Origin of the sequence: Acinetobacter defluvii, assembly GCF_001704615.3 — a bacterium.
Taxonomy (GTDB): Bacteria; Pseudomonadota; Gammaproteobacteria; order Pseudomonadales; family Moraxellaceae; genus Acinetobacter; species Acinetobacter defluvii.
The window spans coordinates 610,067-631,527 of sequence record NZ_CP029397.2 but is presented as its reverse complement, the minus strand read 5'-3'; the positions used below and the strand labels follow the sequence as shown (position 1 = coordinate 631,527).

The window sequence follows — 21,461 nt, the reverse complement described above, 5'->3', positions numbered from 1 at the left end:
AATGAAAAGATAAATTATAATTTTTAGCCTTGGTATTTCTTTTCTCTTGTTTTGTAGTGAAATAAAATTGTTTCCGTGATTTTAAGGTCTAATTTTAGTATCCTATCTGATTCACGTAGCTTACTTTTTGGAATATGAACCTCGAAAACCCACCATTGCAAGGGATTACACTTTATAGTCATGCAGATGATTTTCGCTCGCATTGGGTTCGTTTTGTCCTGACAGAGAAACAAATTAAACATAACTTGATTATTGTCGATGAAGATGATGAGGATTTAGCCAGTTTAAACCCCTATAACCAACTGCCGATGCTCATCGAAAATGATCTAAAATTATTTCATACTGCGATTATTTCTGAATATATTGATGATCGTTATCGTCAAAATAAACTTTATGCTGATGCGCCTGCACCTCGGGCTGAACAACGTCAGTATATTTGGCGTTTTGAACAAGATTGGTTGAAACTTGCCGACATTATGCTACGTCATCCCGATACTTTAAATGTTGATGCACAAAGAAAAGCCCAAAAACAATTACGTGATACTTTGGTTTCATTAACGCCACTGTTTCAGCATTTTCCTTATTTTATGTCAGAAAACTTTACAATTTTAGATTGCATGTTAGCGCCAATTTTCATACGGTTAAAACAAATGGGAATTGAATTACCAAAGCAACAATGTCGTCCAATTTTATTATATTGCCAACGAATTTTTAATCGACCAAGCTTTTTGAAGTCTATGACCCTTCAAGAAAAAAATCGTTTTCAAGAATTTTTAGCCAAAGAATAGAAGAGTAATTTCTCATGTCTGAACCAGAATTAAACTTAACACCAACACGCCCATATCTTGCTCGTGCAATTTATGAATGGATTTGTGACAATAACTTAACCCCTTATCTTCTAGTCGATGCCACACAACCCTACACCGATGTACCAACGCAATTTATTCAAGATGGGCAAATTGTCTTGAATATTGTGCCCCATGCCGTGCATATGTTGAACATGAGCAATGAAGCGATCACCTTCTCTGCGCGTTTTGGTGGGGTTTCTAAAGATATTTATGTCCCTATCAATGCTGTACTCGGTTTATATGCCCGTGAAAACGGACAAGGTTTGTTTTTTGATCCTGAAGAATATGCTAATGTTGAAAATACCCTTGAAACATCACAAGCTGATACAACGGAAGACGTTGAAACAGTTAAGAAAAAACCAAGCCTAAGAATTTTAGATTAAAAACTTACTGATATAAGGAGACCTGAATGGCTTTTGATCTCGTACAATATTTTGCTGAGCAGATTAAGATCCAAAAGCCTCAGCTTTTAAACCAATACACTTCAGAAGAAAGAAAGAACTATTTACTTGAGATGAATGCACTTACTTTAGGAAAATTGGTGCATCTTTGGAAGCAAAATGAAGACGTGGTTTATCGAGAAATACAAAATGTTGATCATTTATATGTGCAAGAAATTGCTCGACATCTCACAACTTCACCACACAACCATTCAAAACTCAAAAAAACTGAACTTGAAAATGCCACCATTGAAATTTTAGAATTACAACTGAAGGAGTTAAAACAACTCGATGAAACAGGAAGTTTTGGAAAAGCAGGTTTACGTGAACTGATTTTAGGGCAAGTTGAGCATTTATCTGGGCATGCTGATGATTGGGTTTGGTCAACCAATGAGCTAAAAGAGTTGAAAGGTTCTAAACCTATTGTACAAGAAGAGATATCATTGGATGAAACCATGAAGGAGTTTAATCAAATGGTCAGTATGCAAAAAGAACAGGTTCAAGCCGAACCGATCTCGATAGAAACAACAGCACCTCTAAATCCAGCATGGGCAAAAGTATGCGAGCCTATCGTGGCTTTGGTGGTTCTTTGGATTCTATTTGAAGCCTTACAAAAGGTATTTGCTTAAATTTATTTAAGCTCGACTTTAGACATAATTTAAACTGCAATAAGACATTATAAGCTTATTGCAGTTTTATATTTTTTAACTTTACATAATACTTCCGAATAAAACCTTATATTTTTTATATTTGTAAAATTAAGCTAAAATAATTTAGCCATGCTATATTTTAAATTCCTTACTTTTTCTTTTAAATATAAAAATTCATACGATAATAAATAAAATTTATTGCTTTAAATACTATATTTTATATAATAAATACACACTATATCTTTGATTTTTAATTAAATGTTTAATTGATCACATATATTTTAAATATGTGATATGGAACACAAATTAAAGCCTAGCTTATAAGTTATAAAATTCTTTATTAGATTTAAAATCTTTCAAAGGAGTTTTTACTTGAGTTTACATGATGATGTTTACTCAAGCTCAGAGAAACTTATTTATAAAGTATAACTTTGGTTTATAGCACTAGATATTTTGTATTCTTTCATTTTCCTTAAAGTGATATTATGAATAAACCACGTATCAATATCGCAATTTCAGGGCTCGGACTGGTTACAACTGAAAAACTCAAATTAAAATTGCGTGAAGTTATTCCATCTTCTTTGGATATTCATTGGGGAAAATTAAATGAAGCAGAGATTCATTTAGTGCTTATTCATGAATTCTTTTTTGAAACAGCAAATATCCAAAAAATTATTTTTTCAAACAATCTCGCTTATTTAAAAATATCTAAAGACAATTTTTCTCAAAAAGACATTATAGACCATACCTTGTATCTACCTATTCAGGATACAAAGTATTTAAAAAGTTGGTTGGAAACTCATGTTTTGGCTAAGCTCCAGATTGAGCTAGCCCCCCCTCTAGGCAATCTATCAACGCCATCGCCAGATTTTCCTCTTTTAGACGTTCAGTTTATTGCTGATATTTATGATAATTTACATCGTAAAGTGCATATTTTTGATCAATTAGGCAGTTTAGCGATTGTTGATCATCATCAGCATTGTGTTTGGATAAATAGCCAACGTACACAAGCACACACTGACGGCTCATTGCAATATAACTCTGCGATTATTGAAGACTTTTCAAATGTTTCTCGAAAATATCCTTTAAATTTAGAAGATTGGTTATTTGAGTTAGTTTGGAACTCACACCACTTATGTATACTCCCTCATGCTTCAGCACATTTTAAAATCAAGTTTTGGCCACAACCCACCGCAACTGATCGTAAATTAATTTTGCAACTTTCTGCATGCTTTATACAAGGTGCAGAAATTCAACACGTTGCCAATAAATTAGGCATCGATATCGAAGTGGTTCAGCGTTTTATTAATGCAAATTTAGCTATACACAATGCGGAGTTGGTCAACGCTAAAACTTGTCAATTTGACCAGAACCATTCCCAAGAAAGTCATCAAGATGTCAGTACTCTTCGCAGTTTTTTTGGGAAATTAAAACGCCGTTTCGGCTTTTAGGATAGCAACCTATGATAATTCAAAAATATAAAATTGTTTTTGCTGGTTCAATGGGGGCAGGCAAAACCGAAGCAATCAAAGCCTTATCGGAAATCTCTGTATTAGCCACTGAAGCATTAAATACTGACCAAGAGCGCCATCAAAAACTCAATACCACTGTAGGTATCGACTATGGTGAGATTACACTTGAAGACGGCAATAAAATTGGATTATACGGTACACCTGGACAAGGGCGCTTTGATTTTATGTGGGGTGTGATCTGCCAAGGTGCGATTGGCACGATTATTTTAATTGATCATAGCAGTCCTAAAAGCCTCGAAGAACTTCAATATTATGTTGATATATTTAAACAATATGGTGAAAACATTGTCATTGGCATTAGCCATATAGATGAAAATACAGAAGTATCTAGCCATCAATACCGTACTTGGCTGATTGAAAATAATTTGAGTTATCCGTTATTTTTTATAGACGCACGCAAAAAAGATGATGTGTTAATGTTACTTGAAACCATTATTACCACATTAGAAATTAAATATGTATAGTATAGAGGAATCATATGCTGAATATCGCTGAACAACGTAGCGCACCAGATGAATTAATCAATTTTACCAAAGCCCAAATTCATGATGTTTTAATGAATGTAAAAGGCATTGATTTCATCATGGCATGTTCAACCGATGGTTTTGAATTATGTTCGGTATATCGAAAAAACACCTATAATTCTAGTAAGCTTGCTGCGGTGAGTAGCTCGATTTTAGCGATGGTCAGTGCTTTTTTAGGTGAAATTGAATTGGTCGGTTGTCAAAGTATTACTCTTGATGCTGAAAATGGTAAAGCTGTTCTCACTGCTGTACCTGCGAGTAAACATCCGATGGTTATTGTGACACTCACTGCCAAAGATATTTTATTGGGGCAATTACTGTATAGTTTAAAAGAAGCGAGCAATAACATTCTTAAACACGATCATGTTGACTAATTAAACAAAAAGCCATCTAACAACAGATGGCTTTTTCTACATTAATTAGACATCAGCTTGAATATTTAATAACACTTGACGCTTTTTAACTTGTTGTCCAATCTGGGGAATAATTTCTTCAACCACCCCATCCACATCGGATTTGATTTGTTGTTGAATTTTCATTGCTTCTAACACAATCAAGGTTTGTCCTTTACTCACTGTGTCACCTTTATTGACCAAAATATTAATCATTGCGCCATCCATTGGCGCACGAATCATGCCATCTCCTGCCACATCGGCTGTTTCAGGTGGCAAGTAAGTAATATTGTGGACTTGAATATTGCCATGCTGACCATCTAAATACAGCAGGTCACCTTGTTGAACATAATCAATTTTACGACGTACACCTTCACAGATATAAATTAGTTGTTGTGCTGTCTGTTCCACCAGTTCGATATTTTGTATTTGTCCACACAATTCAACGGACACTACATTCTGATCTCGTTTAACCAGAACCTGTAATTGCTGCTCATCCACTTTTAGTTTCAATGGCAATGCCAAAGCGATGCCCGTATTCCAACTACTATTGCTTGAAGCATCAGTAAATAATGCCGCCACAATAGCTAAATTTTCTAAGCTCAAATTTTGTGGATGCAAACTGACATCTTGTTGAAAATGTTCTTGAATAAATGCTGTGTTGGTCTCACCCGCCACGATGATTGGATGACGCAATAAATTGACCAAAAACTGTTTATTACTGTTTACTCCCAACAATACACAATCATCCACTGCACGTGCCAAAAGTCGAATAGCATCTTGACGAGTTTGAGCATGGACGATGATTTTCGCTACCATCGGATCATAAAACGGACTAATTTCATCGGTTGGCATCATGCCATGATCAATCCGCACATTCGGTAATTGTGCAGCTTGCCAACGCAGAACTTTGCCAGTTTGGGGTAAAAAGTCCTGACGTGGATCTTCAGCATATAAACGGACTTCTATGGCATGCCCATTCAATGTTAATTGATCTTGTTGTAAAGGCAGTGTTTCACCATTCGCAACTCGGAGCTGCCACTCGACCAAATCTAAACCTGTAATCATTTCAGTCACAGGATGTTCGACTTGTAAACGTGTATTCATTTCTAAGAAATAAAATTCACCAGACGCATCCAATAAAAACTCAACTGTTCCCGCACCGACATACGCACATGAACGTGCCGCAGCCACAGCTGCTTCACCCATTTTTTGTCTTAAATCCTCAGTCATCACTGGACAAGGTGCTTCTTCCACGACTTTTTGATGACGACGTTGAATCGAACAATCACGCTCAAACAAATACACATAGTTGCCATGTATATCACCAAACACTTGGATTTCGACGTGACGTGGTGCAATCACTGCTTTTTCAAGGATTAGTTCACCTGAACCAAAAGCATTTTCAGCCTCAGATCGTGCTGTTTTTAACGCTTCAATAATATCCGTCGCACGTTCAACCAAGCGCATGCCACGCCCACCACCACCTGCCGAAGCCTTAACCATCAGTGGATAACCGATTTGATCGGCTTGTTGTGCTAAATAATCAATATCTTGCTGATCGCCTGCATAGCCCGGAACGCAAGGCACACCAGCCGCAATCATAGCAATTTTGGACAGGCGTTTACTGCCCATCAGCTCAATCGCAGCCGCTGGAGGACCAATGAAAACTATCCCATGTTCTGCACATGCAGCTGCAAAGTCCGTATTTTCCGATAAAAAACCGTAACCTGGATGTACGGCATCTGCACCTGTTTTTTTACATGCATCAATAATCTTTTCAATCGACAAATAAGACTCTGAAACTTTAGAAGCTCCGATATTTACCGCTTCATCTGCAACGTGTACATGGCGTGCATTACGGTCGGCATCTGAATAGACCGCCACAGTTGCATAGCCCATTGCTTTTGCTGTTTTCATGACGCGAACAGCAATTTCACCGCGATTCGCCACCAATACTTTTGAAAATGCCATTCTCGTTTTCCCTATTCTTGGTTTTATACTTTTAAAAATATTGAATCAGTTTTCTGCTATACATGTTTTAATCAATAGAAAAACTTATTCTCCATTAAACCAATTTGGATGACGTTTTTGAATAAATGCCATCGTGCCCTCAACGCCTTCTTCACTGGCAACTGCATCAGCAAACTGACGTGCTGCGTCATCAAGTAATGGGCTTAACGCTTCATTTAAAGTACGGTGCAATAAAGCTTTGGTCGCACGAGAGGCTTTTGGCGCACAGCGCTTAATTTGCTGAGTGACTTCCGCAAGTTGTGCGTCCAAATCTGTATCATCTTGTGCAATCTGATGAACCAAGCCAACATTTAATGCCATTTGCCCTTTAAAACGTGAACCTAATAATGCCAAACGGCGTGCTTGGGTTAAGCCAACACGCTTCACCACAAAAGGTGCAATTTGTGCAGGTAAAATGCCCAAACCTGTTTCAGGTAAACCAAACTGAGCATCAACATGTGCAATTGCAACATCAGACACACATGCCAAACCAAAACCACCACCTAAGACAGCCCCTTCAAGAACTGCAACAACGGTCTGTGGTGCAGTATCGACCTGTTCAATCAAAGCCCCAAAAGTACGGTTAAAATCGACATAAGCTTGATTATTGCCTGCCGAAGCCGCTTGCATACGAATGGCAGCCATATCTTTAATATCGCCGCCTGCACAAAAATGTCTACCTTTACCACGCAACACCACTGCTCGGATACTCAAATCATCTTGGATAGCAGTAAAAACTACCTGAAGGGACTGCACCATACTCAAACTCATGGCATTACGGCTTTCAGGACGATTTAACCAGATCGTTAAAATACTGGAGTGTTGCTCTAGTTGAATACTGTCATCTATCTGCACATCCTGTAGAGAACTCGATAAACTCATATCATTCTCCTGATTATTTTTGCTTACGTGGCAAAATGTCCATCAGCTTACAGATGATCCCGAGCATGATTTCATCTGCGCCACCACCGATTGAACCTAGACGACCATCACGATATAGCTGTGATGCAGGGTTATCCCACATAAAGCCATTACCGCCCCAATACTGTAAGCAACTGTCTGCAACTTCACGGGTTAAACGCCCTGCTTTGAGCTTTGCCATAGAGGCGATTTCTGTGGCATTACCACCATCAATGTGAATTTCACATGCACGATAGGTCAAAGCACGTAAGGCTTCGACTTCAGTCATCATTTCAGCAAAACGGAAATGGACATATTGGTTATTAATCAACGGTTGTCCAAAAGTAGTACGCTCTTTGGTATATTCAATGGTTTGTTTAATCACATGCTCTAAACCACCGATAGCATTGGCAGCCGCCCACATACGCTCTTCTTGGAATTGCATCATCTGCATCATAAAGCCCATGCCTTCTGCACCAACCAAGTTACGCTGTGGGACACGTACATTGTCAAAATACACTTGCGCAGTTGTGGTTGAACGCATGCCGAGTTTATTTAATGGCTCTGAGAAACTAATTCCTGCCGACTTGGCAGGCACGATAATCATGGATTTATTGACATGCGGTTTGTCATCAGAAGTATTTGCCAATAAACAGAAAAAATCGGCTTGTAGTGAGTTGGTAATCCACATTTTACTGCCGTTAATCACATAATCATCGCCATCTTTTTTGGCAGTAGTTTTCACGGCTGCAACATCTGAGCCTGCATGAACTTCTGACACAGCAATGGCAGCGACATATTCCCCTGCAACGGCAGGGGTCAGGAATTCATCACGTAATTCCTTGCTACCAAAACGTGCCAATGCAGGCGTTGCCATATCGGTTTGCACACCAATTGCTAAAGGAACACCGCCACAAGCAGCACGACCTAACTCTTCAGCAACTATGAGATTGTAAGAATAATCCAGTGCTGAACCGCCATTTTCCTCAGGTTTACAAATACCCAGCAAGCCCAAAGCTGCCATTTTTTTAAATACATCATGAATCGGAAACCGTCCAGCCGCTTCCCATTCAGAAATAAAAGGGTTGAGTTCAGTTTCTACAAACTGGCGTGCGGTACGACGTAATGCGTCATGTTCTGCTGTAAATTTCATTTTGTTTTGTCCTTAATTTAAATATTTGTTTTTTAATCTCTTAATCTCTCCCAACCTCCCTTTTTAAAGGGAGGAGTCCCCCTCTTTATCAAAGAGGGATTAGGGGAGATTTTTAAAACCTCGGTACGCCAAAACGTGTCGAATTTAACTGGCGCTGTTGTGCTTCATAAACGGTTTGTAATAAAAAAATTAGGAGTTTACGTGTATCTCTTGGGTCAATAATGCCATCATCATGCAACATGGCTGTATTGGCTAAAGCTGTCGATTGTTGCTCCAATTTTGCAGCTGTACTTTGCTCTAAGAAATCAAGCATTTGCTCATTCGGCTCCATGCCCGAAGCTTTTTGTTTGGCTTCTGCCACAATGCGAAGGACTTTGCCTGCTTGGGCAGAGCCCATCACAGCCACATGTGAGTTTGGCCATGCAAAAATGAAATCTGGTGCCAGTGGACGACCACACATGGCATAATTTCCTGCACCATATGAACCATGCACCACAATAGATATTTTTGGCACAGTGCTGTTGGCAACTGCTTGAATCAACTTCGAACCATGTTTGATAATACCGTTCTGCTCCGCATCCGTGCCAACCATAAAACCTGTGGTATTGTGTAAAAACAATAATGGTCGCTGAGTTTGTTCACAGAGTTGTATGAACTGTGCGGCTTTAGCTGCCCCTTGTGGTGTAATTGGGCCATTATTCGTAATGATGCCAATATTTAAACCACCGATTTTCGACCACCCACACACAGTATGCTCATCGTATTCATTTTTAAACTCAAAGAAATCCGAATCATCCACTAAACGGGCAATCACTTCTTTCATATTTAAAGGTTGCTTCGGATCGGCAGGAATGATGCCAAGCAACTCATCAATGGCATAACGAGGTTCTTGATAGGCGCTCTTTAAGGTTGTGGTTTGCTCTTTCCAATTTAGATGTTTAAAAATATCACGAGCAATCCGAATCCCATCGGCATCATTTTCCGCCAAATATTCTGCTGTGCCTGCCACTTGTGCATGCATTTCTGCACCACCCAATTCCTCAGCAGTTGCCACTTCACCTGTTGCAGCCAGCAACAGAGGTGGACCTGCAAGCAGCATCTCTGTTTGCTTACGTACCGTGATGACATAGTCAGATAAACCCGGTTGGTATGCCCCACCTGCCGTTGCATTACCATGCACCACTGAGATTTGCGGTATCCCTGCTGCGGACATTCGAGCTTGATTGGCAAATGTTGTTCCGCCTGCGGTAAAGACTTCTGCTGCATAGTTTAAGTTTGCGCCGCCACTTTCTGTTAAAGTCAACATGGGCAATTTTTGTTGCATCGCAATCGCTTGTAAACGTAAGGTTTTATGTACGCCCATCGGTGCAACTGTTCCGCCTTTAATCGCACTATTACTCGCTGAAATCAGACAACGTACACCATTCACAAAACCGATCCCTGAAATGATGCCACCACCCGCATCCGAGCCATCTTTATCATCATGCATGTTGTAGCCAACCAAGCTACATAACTCGATAAATGGTGAATCCGCATCCAAGGCTAAACGCACACGCTCATGCGGTAAAATTTTGCCCCGCTTATCAAACTTCGCTTTTGCAGCATAAGACTTTTCAACACTTTTGTTTTGAATGGCACGAATTTCTTCGATTTGTGCCAATAAAGCGGCTTGATTTTGCTGATATTGCTCACTGCCCACCGCAATTTCAGACTGAAGAATCGTCATGCTGAATCTCCTTGCTGTTGAGGTTTTTCACCTTCCGCTTGCGTAGTACTGTGCTCTGTTTTTCCAAGTTGATCTTTTAAAACATCTGGAATAAAAGCACGATGGAAACCATTGAACGAGGTACTATTGGTGGCATCAGCCAGCGGATACATACGGGTACCTTGTGATGCAGCCCCATCTACACGAATGGTCACGCCTGAAACAAAGCTTGCTGCTTCTGAAAGTAAATACACAATTGCTGATGAAATTTCAGACTCTGTACCCATGCGTTTCAATGGTACATTGGATGCTAAACTTGGAATGATAAATTTGGCAAAATCGCCTGTGTAATTGTCCATTCCCGAAGAAATAATCCACCCGGGTGCAACACAATTCACCCGTACCCCTGAACGTCCCCATTCCACCGCAGCCGTTTTGGTCAGGTTATCCACACCTGAACGTGCTGCGCCTGAGTGACCCATGCCCGGCATGCCGCCCCACATGTCGGCTGCCATGTTGACGATGCTGCCACCATGCTTTGCCATCCATTGGTTATAGGCTTCTTTCATCAAGTAAAAAGTTGAATGCAAGTTATTGCGAACAACTGCATCAAAACCATTGGCTGAAATGCCTTCTAGATTTGAAGGGAATTGACCACCTGCGTTATTCACCAAACCATCCAGCTTTCCAAAATTTTCAATCACTTCTGCAATCATGTCTTTGACTTGTTTTTCATCACGGTTATCACAGATAATAAAATGGACTTTGCCACCATCTTCGTTAATTTCTTTGCTGACTTTTTCAAGCTTTTCAATTTTACGCCCTGTGATCACCACTTGTGCGCCTAAAGCTGACAACTCATGTGCAGTACAACGACCAATGCCTGAGCCACCACCTGTCACGATAATGACTTTGTCTTGAAAAGCATCTGGTCTAAAGATTGAGTGATATTGCATTTTTTATTTCCAATTAGTGTTCTTTATTCCGAAATTTAAAAGTTTCCTCTGCCTTTTGGGGAGGGATTAAAATAGTTTTAGTATTTCCTGCTAATTATTTCACCAACCCCTTCGCTACTTTTACTGGCATATCTAATAGCTGCTGTGCAAAAGCTTTACCTTGTGGGTCTATGCGTAGACTGGCAATTCCACCACCACCTAGTGCATTTTCCAGCATAAAATTCAGCGCATTTAAACCCTCAAGCTCATAAAAAATTACTTTACTGATTTCTGGGTGTAGAACATGCTGCATATATTTCGCCACGTTTTCTTCTGTTAAATTTGCACGAATCCAAGGTAAATATTCAGGCTGACGTGCAATGACACCAATATTGCTATGGTTACCTTTATCACCACTACGTGCATGCGCAATCTCGATCAACGCCACTTCTATTTCATCACCTGTAAATTGTGCAACTTTACCTTGAATATTTTGAGGCAATGACTGATCTGTCGAACCTTGAGGAATCTCAACTTTTTGACGTTGACCATTCATGTCGATTTCGACATGTAGTTTTGATTTATCGACAAGAAAAGAGAAAAGTTTAATTACTGGTGAAGCTTTTGGACGACCACCGACCAATCCTGTGAGTGCGGGTGCCATACCTGTCGAAGCTTGGGCAATTTCTGAGGCAAAGAACATACACGCCTCTTTAAACAGATGTTTCACTGCCATTTTCACCACGATTTCACGATTATTGTGAATACGTGCATGTGCGCCATAAGTGGTTTCAGTACCTAAAAGTTCAACTGATTTTTCAGTAAATGGTGGGACTGATCGTAATGCCAAAACACGCTCACATTTATTTAAAATTGCATCGGCAATGGCTTGTGCTTTTTCAGGTGCTTCACGCCCTGCCACCATAAAACTGACTTGCACACGATAGCCATCAGGATACGTAGCACTCACTTTATACTGCGCTGTTGGTGCTCGTCCAAGTGCGCCTGTAACCTGCACCCGATGCTCACCGACTTGCGCTAAATGTACTTTGGAAAAGTCCGCAGTTACATCAGGCAATAAATATGCTTGTGGATCACCAATTTCATAAACAATCTGTTCTGCAACGGTTGCAGTCGACACCAGACCACCAGTACCTTGCGGTTTAGTAACAATAAATGTTGCATCTTCAGCTACTTCAACAATCGGAAAGCCCATATTGTCAAAGCCTTCAACCAAACGCCAATCCGTGAAGTTTCCACCTGTACATTGTGCGCCACACTCGATGATATGCCCTGCCAATGAACCTTGTGCAAGTTTGTCATAATCATTCAGTGACCATTGATATTCATGCAACAATGGCGCAAGCACAACTGCGGAATCCACTACACGCCCTGTGATCACAATATCCGCACCTAGATCAAGCGCATCTCGAATAGGAATCGCACCAAGATAAGCATTACAACTGGCAAGTTGGGCAGGAAAATCACTACCATTAAACATTTCTTTAATATTTTGTTTTTGTAATTCGGCGACTTGCGGCAATAAATCATCTCCTAAAACCACAGCCACTTTTAAGTCTAGTCCTTGTGTCTGAATCACTTTTTCTAAAGCATCACGACATGCCAATGGATTGACACCACCCGCATTACTGATCACTTTAATTTTTTTATCACTAATTTTTTTGAGTAATGGTGTCATCACACGACTGACAAAATCTAAGGCATAACCATGACTTGGGTCTGTCATCATGGCTTTTGCCATTATCGACATAGTAATTTCAGAAAGATAATCAAAGACCAAGTAATTGATATCGGATAAATGTACGAGCTGAAATGCTGCTGTATTGGTATCGCCCCAAAAACCTGAAGCACATCCAATTTTGACTACACGTTGATCTTCCATTTTCCTACCTATCTTATTTTCATTGTAGTGAATAAAATTCATACTTAATCTACCAAGCAAGCGCTTGGTTTGTAAAGTGCAAAATGCTATGCTGAATTGGCAAATCTGTTAAATTTCATGTCAATAAATTTTAAAGCTCAAGGATGAAAGCATTGTTATGATTGCAACGTCTATTACAGAAATTGAACCTATTGCTTGTTTTGATGACAGCCCTCGTGGTCGTTTATTATTGGGTGCTGCATATTTATTTCATAAACAAGGCTATGCCAAAACCACCGTCAGAGAACTGGCAAATTTTATTGGTATTCAATCAGGTAGCTTATTTCATCATTTCAAAAGTAAAGATGATATTTTGGCAAATGTGATGCATGAAACCATTATTTATAATCATGCACGTTTGGAACAGGCAGTTGCCAAGTCAGACAACCTAGAACAACAGTTGAAAAATTTAATTCATGCTGAACTGACTTCAATCACGGGTGACACAGGTTCTGCGATGGCAGTTTTGGTTTATGAATGGTTTGCTCTGTCTAAACAGCGCCAAGACGAACTGTTAAAACTGCGCAATGATTATGAAAATATTTGGCTGAATGTGATTGAAGAATTAAAAGTATTGGGCAAGATTCAGCATGATGCATTTATTTGGCGTAGGCTACTTGGTGGTGCGATTGCATGGACAGTAACTTGGTATAGACCTGATGGAAAAATTTCGTTGGATGAGTTGACGGAAATGGTATGGGAAATGGTGATGCGGTAATTCGTCTAAAAGAAAGCATGACAACACAGAGTAAAATCTAAGAGAATTAAATGAGTTATAAAATACATCAGAAGCAAATTGAAAATGTTTTTTCTCTAACCAGCGAGCTAAGATTCCAGCATTTTATATCAAAAGTATGTGATTGGGAGGAGCTATGGATTTTAGAAGATACAAATGATCATTTTCTTATACTAACCCCTGAAAAAAATATTGAATATTTACCTGTCTGGCCACATTCTGAATATGCTTCTCAATTTTCTAGTCTTTATCCTACCTATAAGCCTAGTAGAATTATGCTCAATTCGTTTCTCAAAGAATGGTTATTAGACCTTCACAACATGAATATTCAAATCGGTATTTTACCTAATTTAGAAATTAGCGTATGGATCATAGAACCCAATAAGTTAAAAATAGAATTAGAAAATGAGTTAAAACAATATGAATGAAATGCATCACACTATTTCAGAATGGTATATTCCAATAACTTTAAATTGTCTGCTGAATTTAGAACTGTCATTAAAACCATGATAGGCATACCATCGAATTAACTTAAATCGCTTAATAGAAGCTAAAAATCTCTACGTCACAACTTAACGCACGCCATCAAAAAATGATTTTTATTGTCATGATATTTTGCTAATCTACTGACTTTACAACAATAAAACTACAACAATGAACCCAGTCCAACATGCTCAAATTTCACAAAAACGTCGTGGTGGTGAACTTGAAGACTATATCGACATTCATGCTTTAATCGACAGTACCAAAATGCTTTGCACGGATAATCGTCATCGTATTTTGCATACCTTTTGGGGGGTGCAAGAAGTCATTATTCCGATCTTTGGGCATCATTTTCAGAATAGTGCAGGCGCAAGTATCGAAGTCAAAGACCTCTGCGAAAAAGATCATTTATTGGTCGATTTTCATCATCGTTTTATTCCTACTTTGGGCGATTTTGTGGCAGCGATGCAAGATATTCCCACCGAAGGTTTAGCCAAACGTTTAGAAAAATTTCATACCGAAGTGATTGATGATCCCAAATTATCTGCAACTTTACTCTCACCTTTGTCAGTAACAGGGCAGCTTAAATCTTTACTGATTACCCATAACAGTTGGTTTATCAATACCATTTTACCGATGATGGGTAAAAGTGAAGCGAAGTTTATCGAATTTGATCTTACACCTTCAATGTTTTTTAATCCTATGCGTTTTGAGTTATGGATGGACAATGGCACAGTTGTTCCACCCAGTGCCATGAAATTACAAGACTTAAAAGCGAAAATCGCTTAATTCCACCTTTATAAAAAGGAAGTAAATACAATGACAATAAAATATGTCATCCGCAGTAATGATTTTTCTTATAATGATGAATGGTATCAAACCATCAAGCTGCCGCAGGTAGTATTCAAGCCATTTATACTGATCAGGCTGAAGCCATTCAGGCATATAAACAACTTGTTGTGGATGCTTTATATGAAGATGGTGAATTGTGCAATTATGACATTGGCAATGGTTATGCGAGCGAAGAAACCTATGAAAAGTTAGAACAATTTGTGCTTGAAAAAACAGGTGAAGAATTTGAAATCGATGATGAAATTCCTGAAATGGAATTAGATGATGCATTTGAATTTGCGCAACTTTCAGGCGTATTACACTATCAACTGATTGAAATTGACGAACAAAAACCTATTTATATTTTATGGTCAAATGAAGAACAAGACTACTTACGCAGTGAAAATTATAATATTTTTGACAGTACAGATGAAAACTTCAACACCGTAGATGACTTTGAACTTTACATCTTTGAAAATGATTTTAATGGACATGTTTTTGATCAGTCTCTAAAAAAGATCAGTGAAAGTCCTGAAATATTAAAAAGTTTAATCCTTGGTATTCCTGCACTTGTTTATGCCGAAGATCGCAATTGTATTCTCAATATTGATTGGGAAGATATCTCTTTTAGTCAATTAAAAGCGATTAATGCTTTACTTAAAAACCCTATTTTTGAAATCCGACAAGTTACTTTAGAACAACTCCATAAAATCACCAATGGAGAAGAAGATGAGTAATATTAAATATGTCATCCGACAACGTAACTTTTTTTATAACGATGAAGGCCAATATCTTACCGATCCCGAATTTGATGGATGCGAAGGCTATGGTGATATTGAACAAGTTGAGGATAGCTTACTGTTAGCTCAACAACATTGTGAAATAAAAAATGTTCAATTTATGCGTAATGCTGAATTATCTATGTATTGCCCACCATGTGAAAATCATACTCATAACCACCCATCTGACGAATTTAAAGCAGAATTAGAAGAACTGTTACAGGGATATGGTCATCACTTATGTACTTTAGATGGTAGTTTAATAGCAAAACTTCCCTCTGACTTACCTGATGAGGCTGTACTAAAATTTGCAAAAATCGTCAATATTCTTGCCTATGAAGTACTATAATTTAAACAAGATGAAAAACTATATGCAATTTGGTTATTTAAAGAACAAAAATATTTTGGTTACACAAAAATTCTGACCTATTCAAATCCAGATTATTTTGCACTAGTAGGAACATACCTTCTTAAGGATGCATTATTAATTCCAGGTTCATTATCTGAACTCAGCGACACCCCTGAACTCCTCAATGCATTTATACAAAATAACTCAGCATTCTTTGAATATCAGGTCAATCCTGATGGAATTTTAATCGATAGTGTCGATGTTTCTTTTGAGGATTTATCTGCTCTAAATACCTTACTCAAACAGCCGATTTTTGAAATTCGACAAGTCACATTAGAACAACTTGCAACATTAGGCTAAAACTGCCTTTTTAAACAACATTGAAATGCGGTATTCTAGCTAACACCGCATTTTATTTAAATAAAATCAATACCCCAACTGACGACTCGCCAAATCTTTCATAATTTCTTCAGCGCCACCACCGATCATATTTACTTTCACATCACGGTAAATACGCTCCGACTTTGTCCCTCGCATAAAGCCCATACCACCAAGCGTTTGTACCGCAGCATCGGCACAAAATTGCATGGTTTGTGTTGCAACATTTTTAAGCATACAAATCTGTGCGATCAACTCATTACCTTGCAACTCAGGCTGCCCCAAACGATAAGCTGTATCTTCAAGCAATGCCAAGGTTGTGGTTAAACGAGTGGCCATATCAACCAATTTATGCCGTACCACTTGATGATCGACCAGACGCTTACCAAAAGTTTTACGCTCTTTTGCCCATTCCAAAGCTTCTTCATAACACGTGAGTGCAAAACCATAACTACTGGCTGCAAGGAAAAAACGTTCCATGTTAAAGTTATTCATAATCACAAGGAAACCCATATTTTCTGCACCCAATAAGTTTTTTGTAGGCACTCGGACATTGTCAAAATGTAAATGTGCAGTATCCGATGCCCACCACCCCATTTTATCCAGTTTGGATTTACTAATGCCTTCACTATGTGCATCTACCAAAATCATGGAAATACCATTTGGTCCTTTGGCTTCAGGATCAGTACGTACCGCAACAGTATAATAATCGGCACGTATTCCCGAAGTGATAAATGTTTTTTCACCATTTAAAATATAATCCTCCCCATCACGCACAGCTGCGGTTTTCAACGCTGCAACATCTGATCCTCCTGTGGGTTCAGTAATTGCCAAAGCAGAAATTTTTTCACCCGCCAAAATTTGTGTGAGTACGCTTTCTTTAATTTCAGACGAAGCAAAGTGATTGATGGGGGGCGCACCAATCGAGTGTGAAAGTAAGGATGCACACAAACCACCTGAACCTGTTTTAGCAAGTTCAATCGACGATAATAAAATATGAAAAGCATCTGTACCTGCGATACCGCCATAATTTTCATCAAAACCTAATCCAAGTAATCCAATATCTGCGGCTTTTTTGTAAAGCACTTTCGGAAATGTTTCTGATTCTTCCCACTCATTCACATAAGGCATTAATTCTTTTTGTACAAATTTACGCACAGTGTCAGCAAATTCAAAATGTTGTGGAGTGTAATAAATTGGATTTGGATTCATTTTTAGATACATCCTTATTAACTTTAAAATCTATACTGACAGATTTTTGTACTTTTAAGTTTGCAGAAAGCATCATTTAAACCCCATAGTCACGATCTTTTTCGCCAAAATATGAGTTTCATTTACTCACAAATATTGATTTTTTATGACAGGAAAATCCATTACAATCTTGGACTATTTGCTTTTTAATCTGATGTGGCGATGACGACTCTGACACAATTTTTATCTCGCTTTAGCTCTGGAACTATTCAACGTAGTTTGAATTATGTGAAAAAAATTGAATTGGCGAGTTTAGATACTCATCTTGAAAATGATCGCTTGGATATTGAAGCGCAAATCGAAGGCACTGATTGGTACGAAACCTTTATTCGGGTTGATCTCGCCAAAAGTAAAATCACTGACAATGAGTGCAGCTGTCCTGTTGGTTTTAACTGCAAACATGCTGCAGCATTGGCACGTTATTATTATGATCATCAACATGAAAGACCGTTTAAAAAGCTGCACAGTAACATCGATCATTTTCAGCAAAATATAACTGAACATCGCACAGTCAGATCCTCCAATCACGCCACCCATTACACCGCCAAAGCATGGCTAGATCAGTTCCGTCAGCAATTGGCTGTTGAAAAATCCAAACAAACCGTATCACTACCACAATTGGTCTATATTTTTGAGCCGAAGAAAAATTCCAAGAAGTTACAATTGGTGGTCAATAAAGTACGTCGTACCAAAGATGGCAACATCAGTAAAACAGAGCACTATACCAGTTATGACAATGTGCCCAATGGTCGCTTAAAAGTCTCGGCTGAAGACAAAAATATCTTTAATCATCTGTATTTTTTTGCCAAATTAAACTTCAATAATACCAGTGTATATAACTATCCACCGACATGGGATATTGCAGGCATTTACCAAGAACAACTGAAAATCGTGATTGAAAAAGGTGTTTGCTATAGTCTAAATGCATTAAATCCTGCACTCACATGGTCAGAAGAGCGTTTTCAGCTCGAATTTGATTGGCATTCACGTCCTGAACAACAAACTGAAAAATTAAAAGCCAAATTTTTAAATGCACAACAACAAGAAATCAGTGCTGAGCATGCCAAGCACATTTATATTATTTATTCACATCCCCTGAGTTATTTAGATACATCCACACAGCAAGTCGGTGCACTTGAGTCTTCCTACTCGATTGAAATGCTAGATGAATTGATGAATATGCCACAAATGCCGCTTGAGCTTTTAGCGGAATTTGAGCAAGTCATTCAGCCTTATGCTATTTTTGAGGATTTACCACAAGCACAGTTGGCACAAAGTATCGAAACTGTCACAGGACAACCCAAACCCATCTTACGTTTTGGCGGATTCCCACAATATGATCGTCTTGCTCACATGCACGATTATGCAATGGCGGAAATCGAGTTTGAGTATCCGAGTGGACGCATCAAAGCAGGCAATGCGGATGAAAATATCATTGTCTATTACCAAAGTAAATCTGTTCGCCAACAACGTGATTTACAAGCTGAAAAACAATGGATTCAGCAGTTAAAACAAAGCATTCCAAGCTTTCAAAACATCAGTAAATTCAGTAAAAATAAACGCCCTGCCTTTGATCAAGTCACTGAAAATTCAGTCTTTTGTGCAGATCCATCGGATTGGATCAAACAACTGATTCCTGAAAATCAATTGCAATATGCAGGTTGGCAAGTTGAACATACACCTGACAGTTTGTTTAATCTTTTACCAACGCAAAATTTACAACTCAGTTTAAATGAATCTGAACATTCCCAAGATTGGTTTGAAGTCGGTGCCACCATTCAAGATCAAAATGGCAATAGCTATGATTTGATTAAGTTATTATCCCATCTTGTCATGAAAATGCCGATCATTTTAGAGCCTGAGTTCTTTGAACAATTGGATGATGATGGCTATTTTATGTTGAATTTGGGCAATGGACAGCCGCAGCTCACACTTAAAGTCCAAGAAATTAAACCAATTCTGATTTATCTCAAAGAGATTTTACAATCCCCTGAGTCCGCTGGTTTTGACCGCTATGATGCAGCACGACTGATTGATTTAGGACATACTTTGGGTATGCCGTGGCATGGCTCGGAACGTCTATACCAATTCGCGCATAAACTCAATCAAAGCTATCAACAACAGATTGCGACACCTGAAGGCTTCAACGGCGAGCTACGACATTATCAACAACAAGGTTTGGCATGGTTACAGTTTTTACGTGAAACTGAACATGGTGGTATTTTGGCAGATGACATGGGTTTGGGTAAAACTGCACAGACTTTGGCACATATTCTCATGGAAAAACAAGCGGGTCATTTAGACCAATGCCCTGCTTTAATCATTGCACCCACCTCACTCATGCACAATTGGCGCAAAGAAGCGGAAAAATTTACCCCACAATTAAAAGTCTTGGTACTGCATGGGCAACAACGTGCAGAACATTTCCAAGAAATTGAAAATGCAGACATTGTCCTCAGTACTTACCCACTTTTAAGCCGAGATGAAGAACAGCTTTTAGCACATCAATATCATTTATTGATTTTAGATGAAGCACAAAATATTAAAAATCCACGTGCCAAAGCGGCACAGGTTGCACGCCAAATTCAAGCTAAACACCGTCTATGTCTGACAGGCACACCGATGGAAAATCATTTGGGTGAATTATGGTCATTGTTCTATTTCATCATGCCAGGCTTTTTATATAGTCAGGAAGTATTTAATAAAAAATATCGTCATCCTATTGAAAAAAATGCCGATCTTCATATGAAAAATAAGCTGATTTCACGAATTAAACCCTTTATGTTACGGCGTTTAAAAACAGAAGTTGCCAAAGAACTCCCTGAAAAAACCACGATTGAAGTCAACATTGACATGAATGCACAGCAATCGAAATTGTATGAAGCTGTACGTGCCACAATGCAAAAAAATATTCGTGATCTGATCAAAGCAAAAGGCTTTAACCGCAGTCAGATTCAGATTTTGGATGCCTTATTAAAATTACGTCAGGTCTGTTGTCATCCGAGTTTGTTAAAATTAGAGCATCTTAAAAATGACCATATTACTTCTGCCAAACTTGAACAATTACTTGAAATGGTCAGTAATATGGTGGAAGAGGGTCGTAAAATTCTGATTTTTTCTCAATTCACGACGATGCTACAAATCATTGAAAATGAACTCACTCAACTGCAAATTAAAAATGTCAAACTCACAGGACAAACCCGAAAACGTGATGAAGTCATTACCGCATTCCAAAACGGTGATGTGCCTGTGTTCTTGATCAGCTTAAAAGCAGGTGGTGTTGGCTTGAACCTCACTGCTGCGGATACCGTGATTCATTATGACCCTTGGTGGAACCCTGCAGCTGAAGATCAGGCCTCGGATCGTGCATGGCGCATTGGACAAGATAAACCTGTATTTGTGTATAAATTAATTACTAATCAAAGCATTGAAGAGAAAATTTTAGCTTTACAAAACAAAAAAGCAGATTTAGCAAAATCTGTTCTAAGTATAGATCATGAAAATGAAATAAAACTCACAGAAACAGACATTCTTAATCTTCTTGATTAACTAACTTCTATTCATGATAGAATTTTATAGCATCAACTGTTTTTGTTCATAGATTAGTTTTATAAATATTT

General features: G+C 38.5%; 19 protein-coding genes. 12 read left to right on the top strand and 7 right to left on the bottom strand.

What is annotated here, in order from left to right:
• Positions 1-134 precede the first annotated feature (134 nt).
• The 6 genes from DJ533_RS05405 (at position 135) to DJ533_RS05380 (ending at position 4,368) form a co-directional block, all read left to right on the top strand.
• Complete coding sequence (locus DJ533_RS05405) at positions 135-788, top strand: glutathione S-transferase N-terminal domain-containing protein (protein WP_065994275.1); 654 nt, start codon at positions 135-137, stop codon at positions 786-788.
• 14 nt (positions 789-802) lie between these two features.
• Complete coding sequence (locus tag DJ533_RS05400; protein WP_065994274.1) at positions 803-1,231, top strand: ClpXP protease specificity-enhancing factor; 429 nt, start codon at positions 803-805, stop codon at positions 1,229-1,231.
• A 26-nt stretch (positions 1,232-1,257) separates the two neighbouring features.
• Entirely contained in the window at positions 1,258-1,917 is a 660-nt protein-coding gene (locus tag DJ533_RS05395; RefSeq protein WP_065994273.1) for a hypothetical protein, read from the top strand.
• A 506-nt stretch (positions 1,918-2,423) separates the two neighbouring features.
• Positions 2,424-3,389 carry a hypothetical protein gene (locus DJ533_RS05390; RefSeq protein WP_065994272.1) on the top strand — a complete coding sequence of 322 codons (966 nt, stop codon included), beginning with the start codon at positions 2,424-2,426 and terminating at the stop codon, positions 3,387-3,389.
• An 11-nt stretch (positions 3,390-3,400) separates the two neighbouring features.
• A complete protein-coding gene (locus DJ533_RS05385; protein ID WP_065994271.1) occupies positions 3,401-3,934 on the top strand; it encodes a GTP-binding protein in 534 nt (177 codons plus the stop codon).
• A 14-nt stretch (positions 3,935-3,948) separates the two neighbouring features.
• Complete coding sequence (locus DJ533_RS05380; RefSeq protein WP_065994270.1) at positions 3,949-4,368, top strand: roadblock/LC7 domain-containing protein; 420 nt, start codon at positions 3,949-3,951, stop codon at positions 4,366-4,368.
• Positions 4,369-4,413: 45 nt separating this feature from the next.
• Here the strand turns inward: DJ533_RS05380 and DJ533_RS05375 are convergent, their stop codons facing one another.
• From DJ533_RS05375 to DJ533_RS05350, 6 genes are all read right to left on the bottom strand, one after another.
• Positions 4,414-6,360: an acetyl/propionyl/methylcrotonyl-CoA carboxylase subunit alpha gene (locus DJ533_RS05375; protein ID WP_065994269.1), complete on the bottom strand. Its 1,947-nt coding sequence runs from the start codon at positions 6,358-6,360 to the stop codon at positions 4,414-4,416.
• Positions 6,361-6,444: 84 nt separating this feature from the next.
• A complete protein-coding gene (locus tag DJ533_RS05370) occupies positions 6,445-7,281 on the bottom strand; it encodes an enoyl-CoA hydratase/isomerase family protein (protein ID WP_065994268.1) in 837 nt (278 codons plus the stop codon).
• A gap of 13 nt (positions 7,282-7,294) precedes the next feature.
• Positions 7,295-8,452, bottom strand: a complete 1,158-nt coding sequence (locus tag DJ533_RS05365; protein ID WP_065994267.1) for an acyl-CoA dehydrogenase family protein — start codon at positions 8,450-8,452, stop codon at positions 7,295-7,297.
• A gap of 112 nt (positions 8,453-8,564) precedes the next feature.
• The gene (locus DJ533_RS05360; RefSeq protein ID WP_065994266.1) at positions 8,565-10,178 is read right to left on the bottom strand and encodes an acyl-CoA carboxylase subunit beta; all 1,614 of its coding nucleotides are present in this window, start codon (positions 10,176-10,178) and stop codon (positions 8,565-8,567) included.
• Complete coding sequence (locus DJ533_RS05355; protein WP_065994265.1) at positions 10,175-11,113, bottom strand: SDR family oxidoreductase; 939 nt, start codon at positions 11,111-11,113, stop codon at positions 10,175-10,177. The genes DJ533_RS05360 and DJ533_RS05355 overlap by 4 nt, the downstream gene beginning before the upstream one ends.
• Positions 11,114-11,207: 94 nt before the next feature.
• Positions 11,208-13,037 (bottom strand): acyclic terpene utilization AtuA family protein, encoded by a 1,830-nt coding sequence (locus DJ533_RS05350; RefSeq protein WP_407647726.1) that lies wholly within the window; start codon positions 13,035-13,037, stop codon positions 11,208-11,210.
• A 115-nt stretch (positions 13,038-13,152) separates the two neighbouring features.
• On the opposite strand from DJ533_RS05350, the gene DJ533_RS05345 reads away from it, so the two are divergent.
• The 5 genes from DJ533_RS05345 to DJ533_RS05325 all read left to right on the top strand — a co-directional run bounded on the left by DJ533_RS05345 (position 13,153) and on the right by DJ533_RS05325 (position 16,212).
• Entirely contained in the window at positions 13,153-13,752 is a 600-nt protein-coding gene (locus DJ533_RS05345; protein ID WP_065994263.1) for a TetR/AcrR family transcriptional regulator, read from the top strand.
• Between the two features lie 50 nt (positions 13,753-13,802).
• Entirely contained in the window at positions 13,803-14,198 is a 396-nt protein-coding gene (locus DJ533_RS05340) for a DUF2750 domain-containing protein (RefSeq protein WP_228716516.1), read from the top strand.
• A gap of 226 nt (positions 14,199-14,424) precedes the next feature.
• Positions 14,425-15,042 (top strand): DUF6915 family protein, encoded by a 618-nt coding sequence (locus DJ533_RS05335; RefSeq protein WP_065994262.1) that lies wholly within the window; start codon positions 14,425-14,427, stop codon positions 15,040-15,042.
• An 80-nt stretch (positions 15,043-15,122) separates the two neighbouring features.
• Positions 15,123-15,821 carry a hypothetical protein gene (locus DJ533_RS05330; protein ID WP_228716515.1) on the top strand — a complete coding sequence of 233 codons (699 nt, stop codon included), beginning with the start codon at positions 15,123-15,125 and terminating at the stop codon, positions 15,819-15,821.
• Positions 15,814-16,212: a hypothetical protein gene (locus DJ533_RS05325; RefSeq protein ID WP_065994261.1), complete on the top strand. Its 399-nt coding sequence runs from the start codon at positions 15,814-15,816 to the stop codon at positions 16,210-16,212. The genes DJ533_RS05330 and DJ533_RS05325 overlap by 8 nt, the downstream gene beginning before the upstream one ends.
• Positions 16,213-16,638: 426 nt before the next feature.
• Here the strand turns inward: DJ533_RS05325 and DJ533_RS05320 are convergent, their stop codons facing one another.
• Positions 16,639-17,802, bottom strand: coding sequence for an acyl-CoA dehydrogenase family protein (locus tag DJ533_RS05320; protein ID WP_065994260.1), 1,164 nt, complete (start codon positions 17,800-17,802; stop codon positions 16,639-16,641).
• Positions 17,803-18,003: 201 nt separating this feature from the next.
• On the opposite strand from DJ533_RS05320, the gene DJ533_RS05315 reads away from it, so the two are divergent.
• Entirely contained in the window at positions 18,004-21,390 is a 3,387-nt protein-coding gene (locus DJ533_RS05315; RefSeq protein ID WP_065994259.1) for a DEAD/DEAH box helicase, read from the top strand.
• Positions 21,391-21,461: the final 71 nt, after the last annotated feature.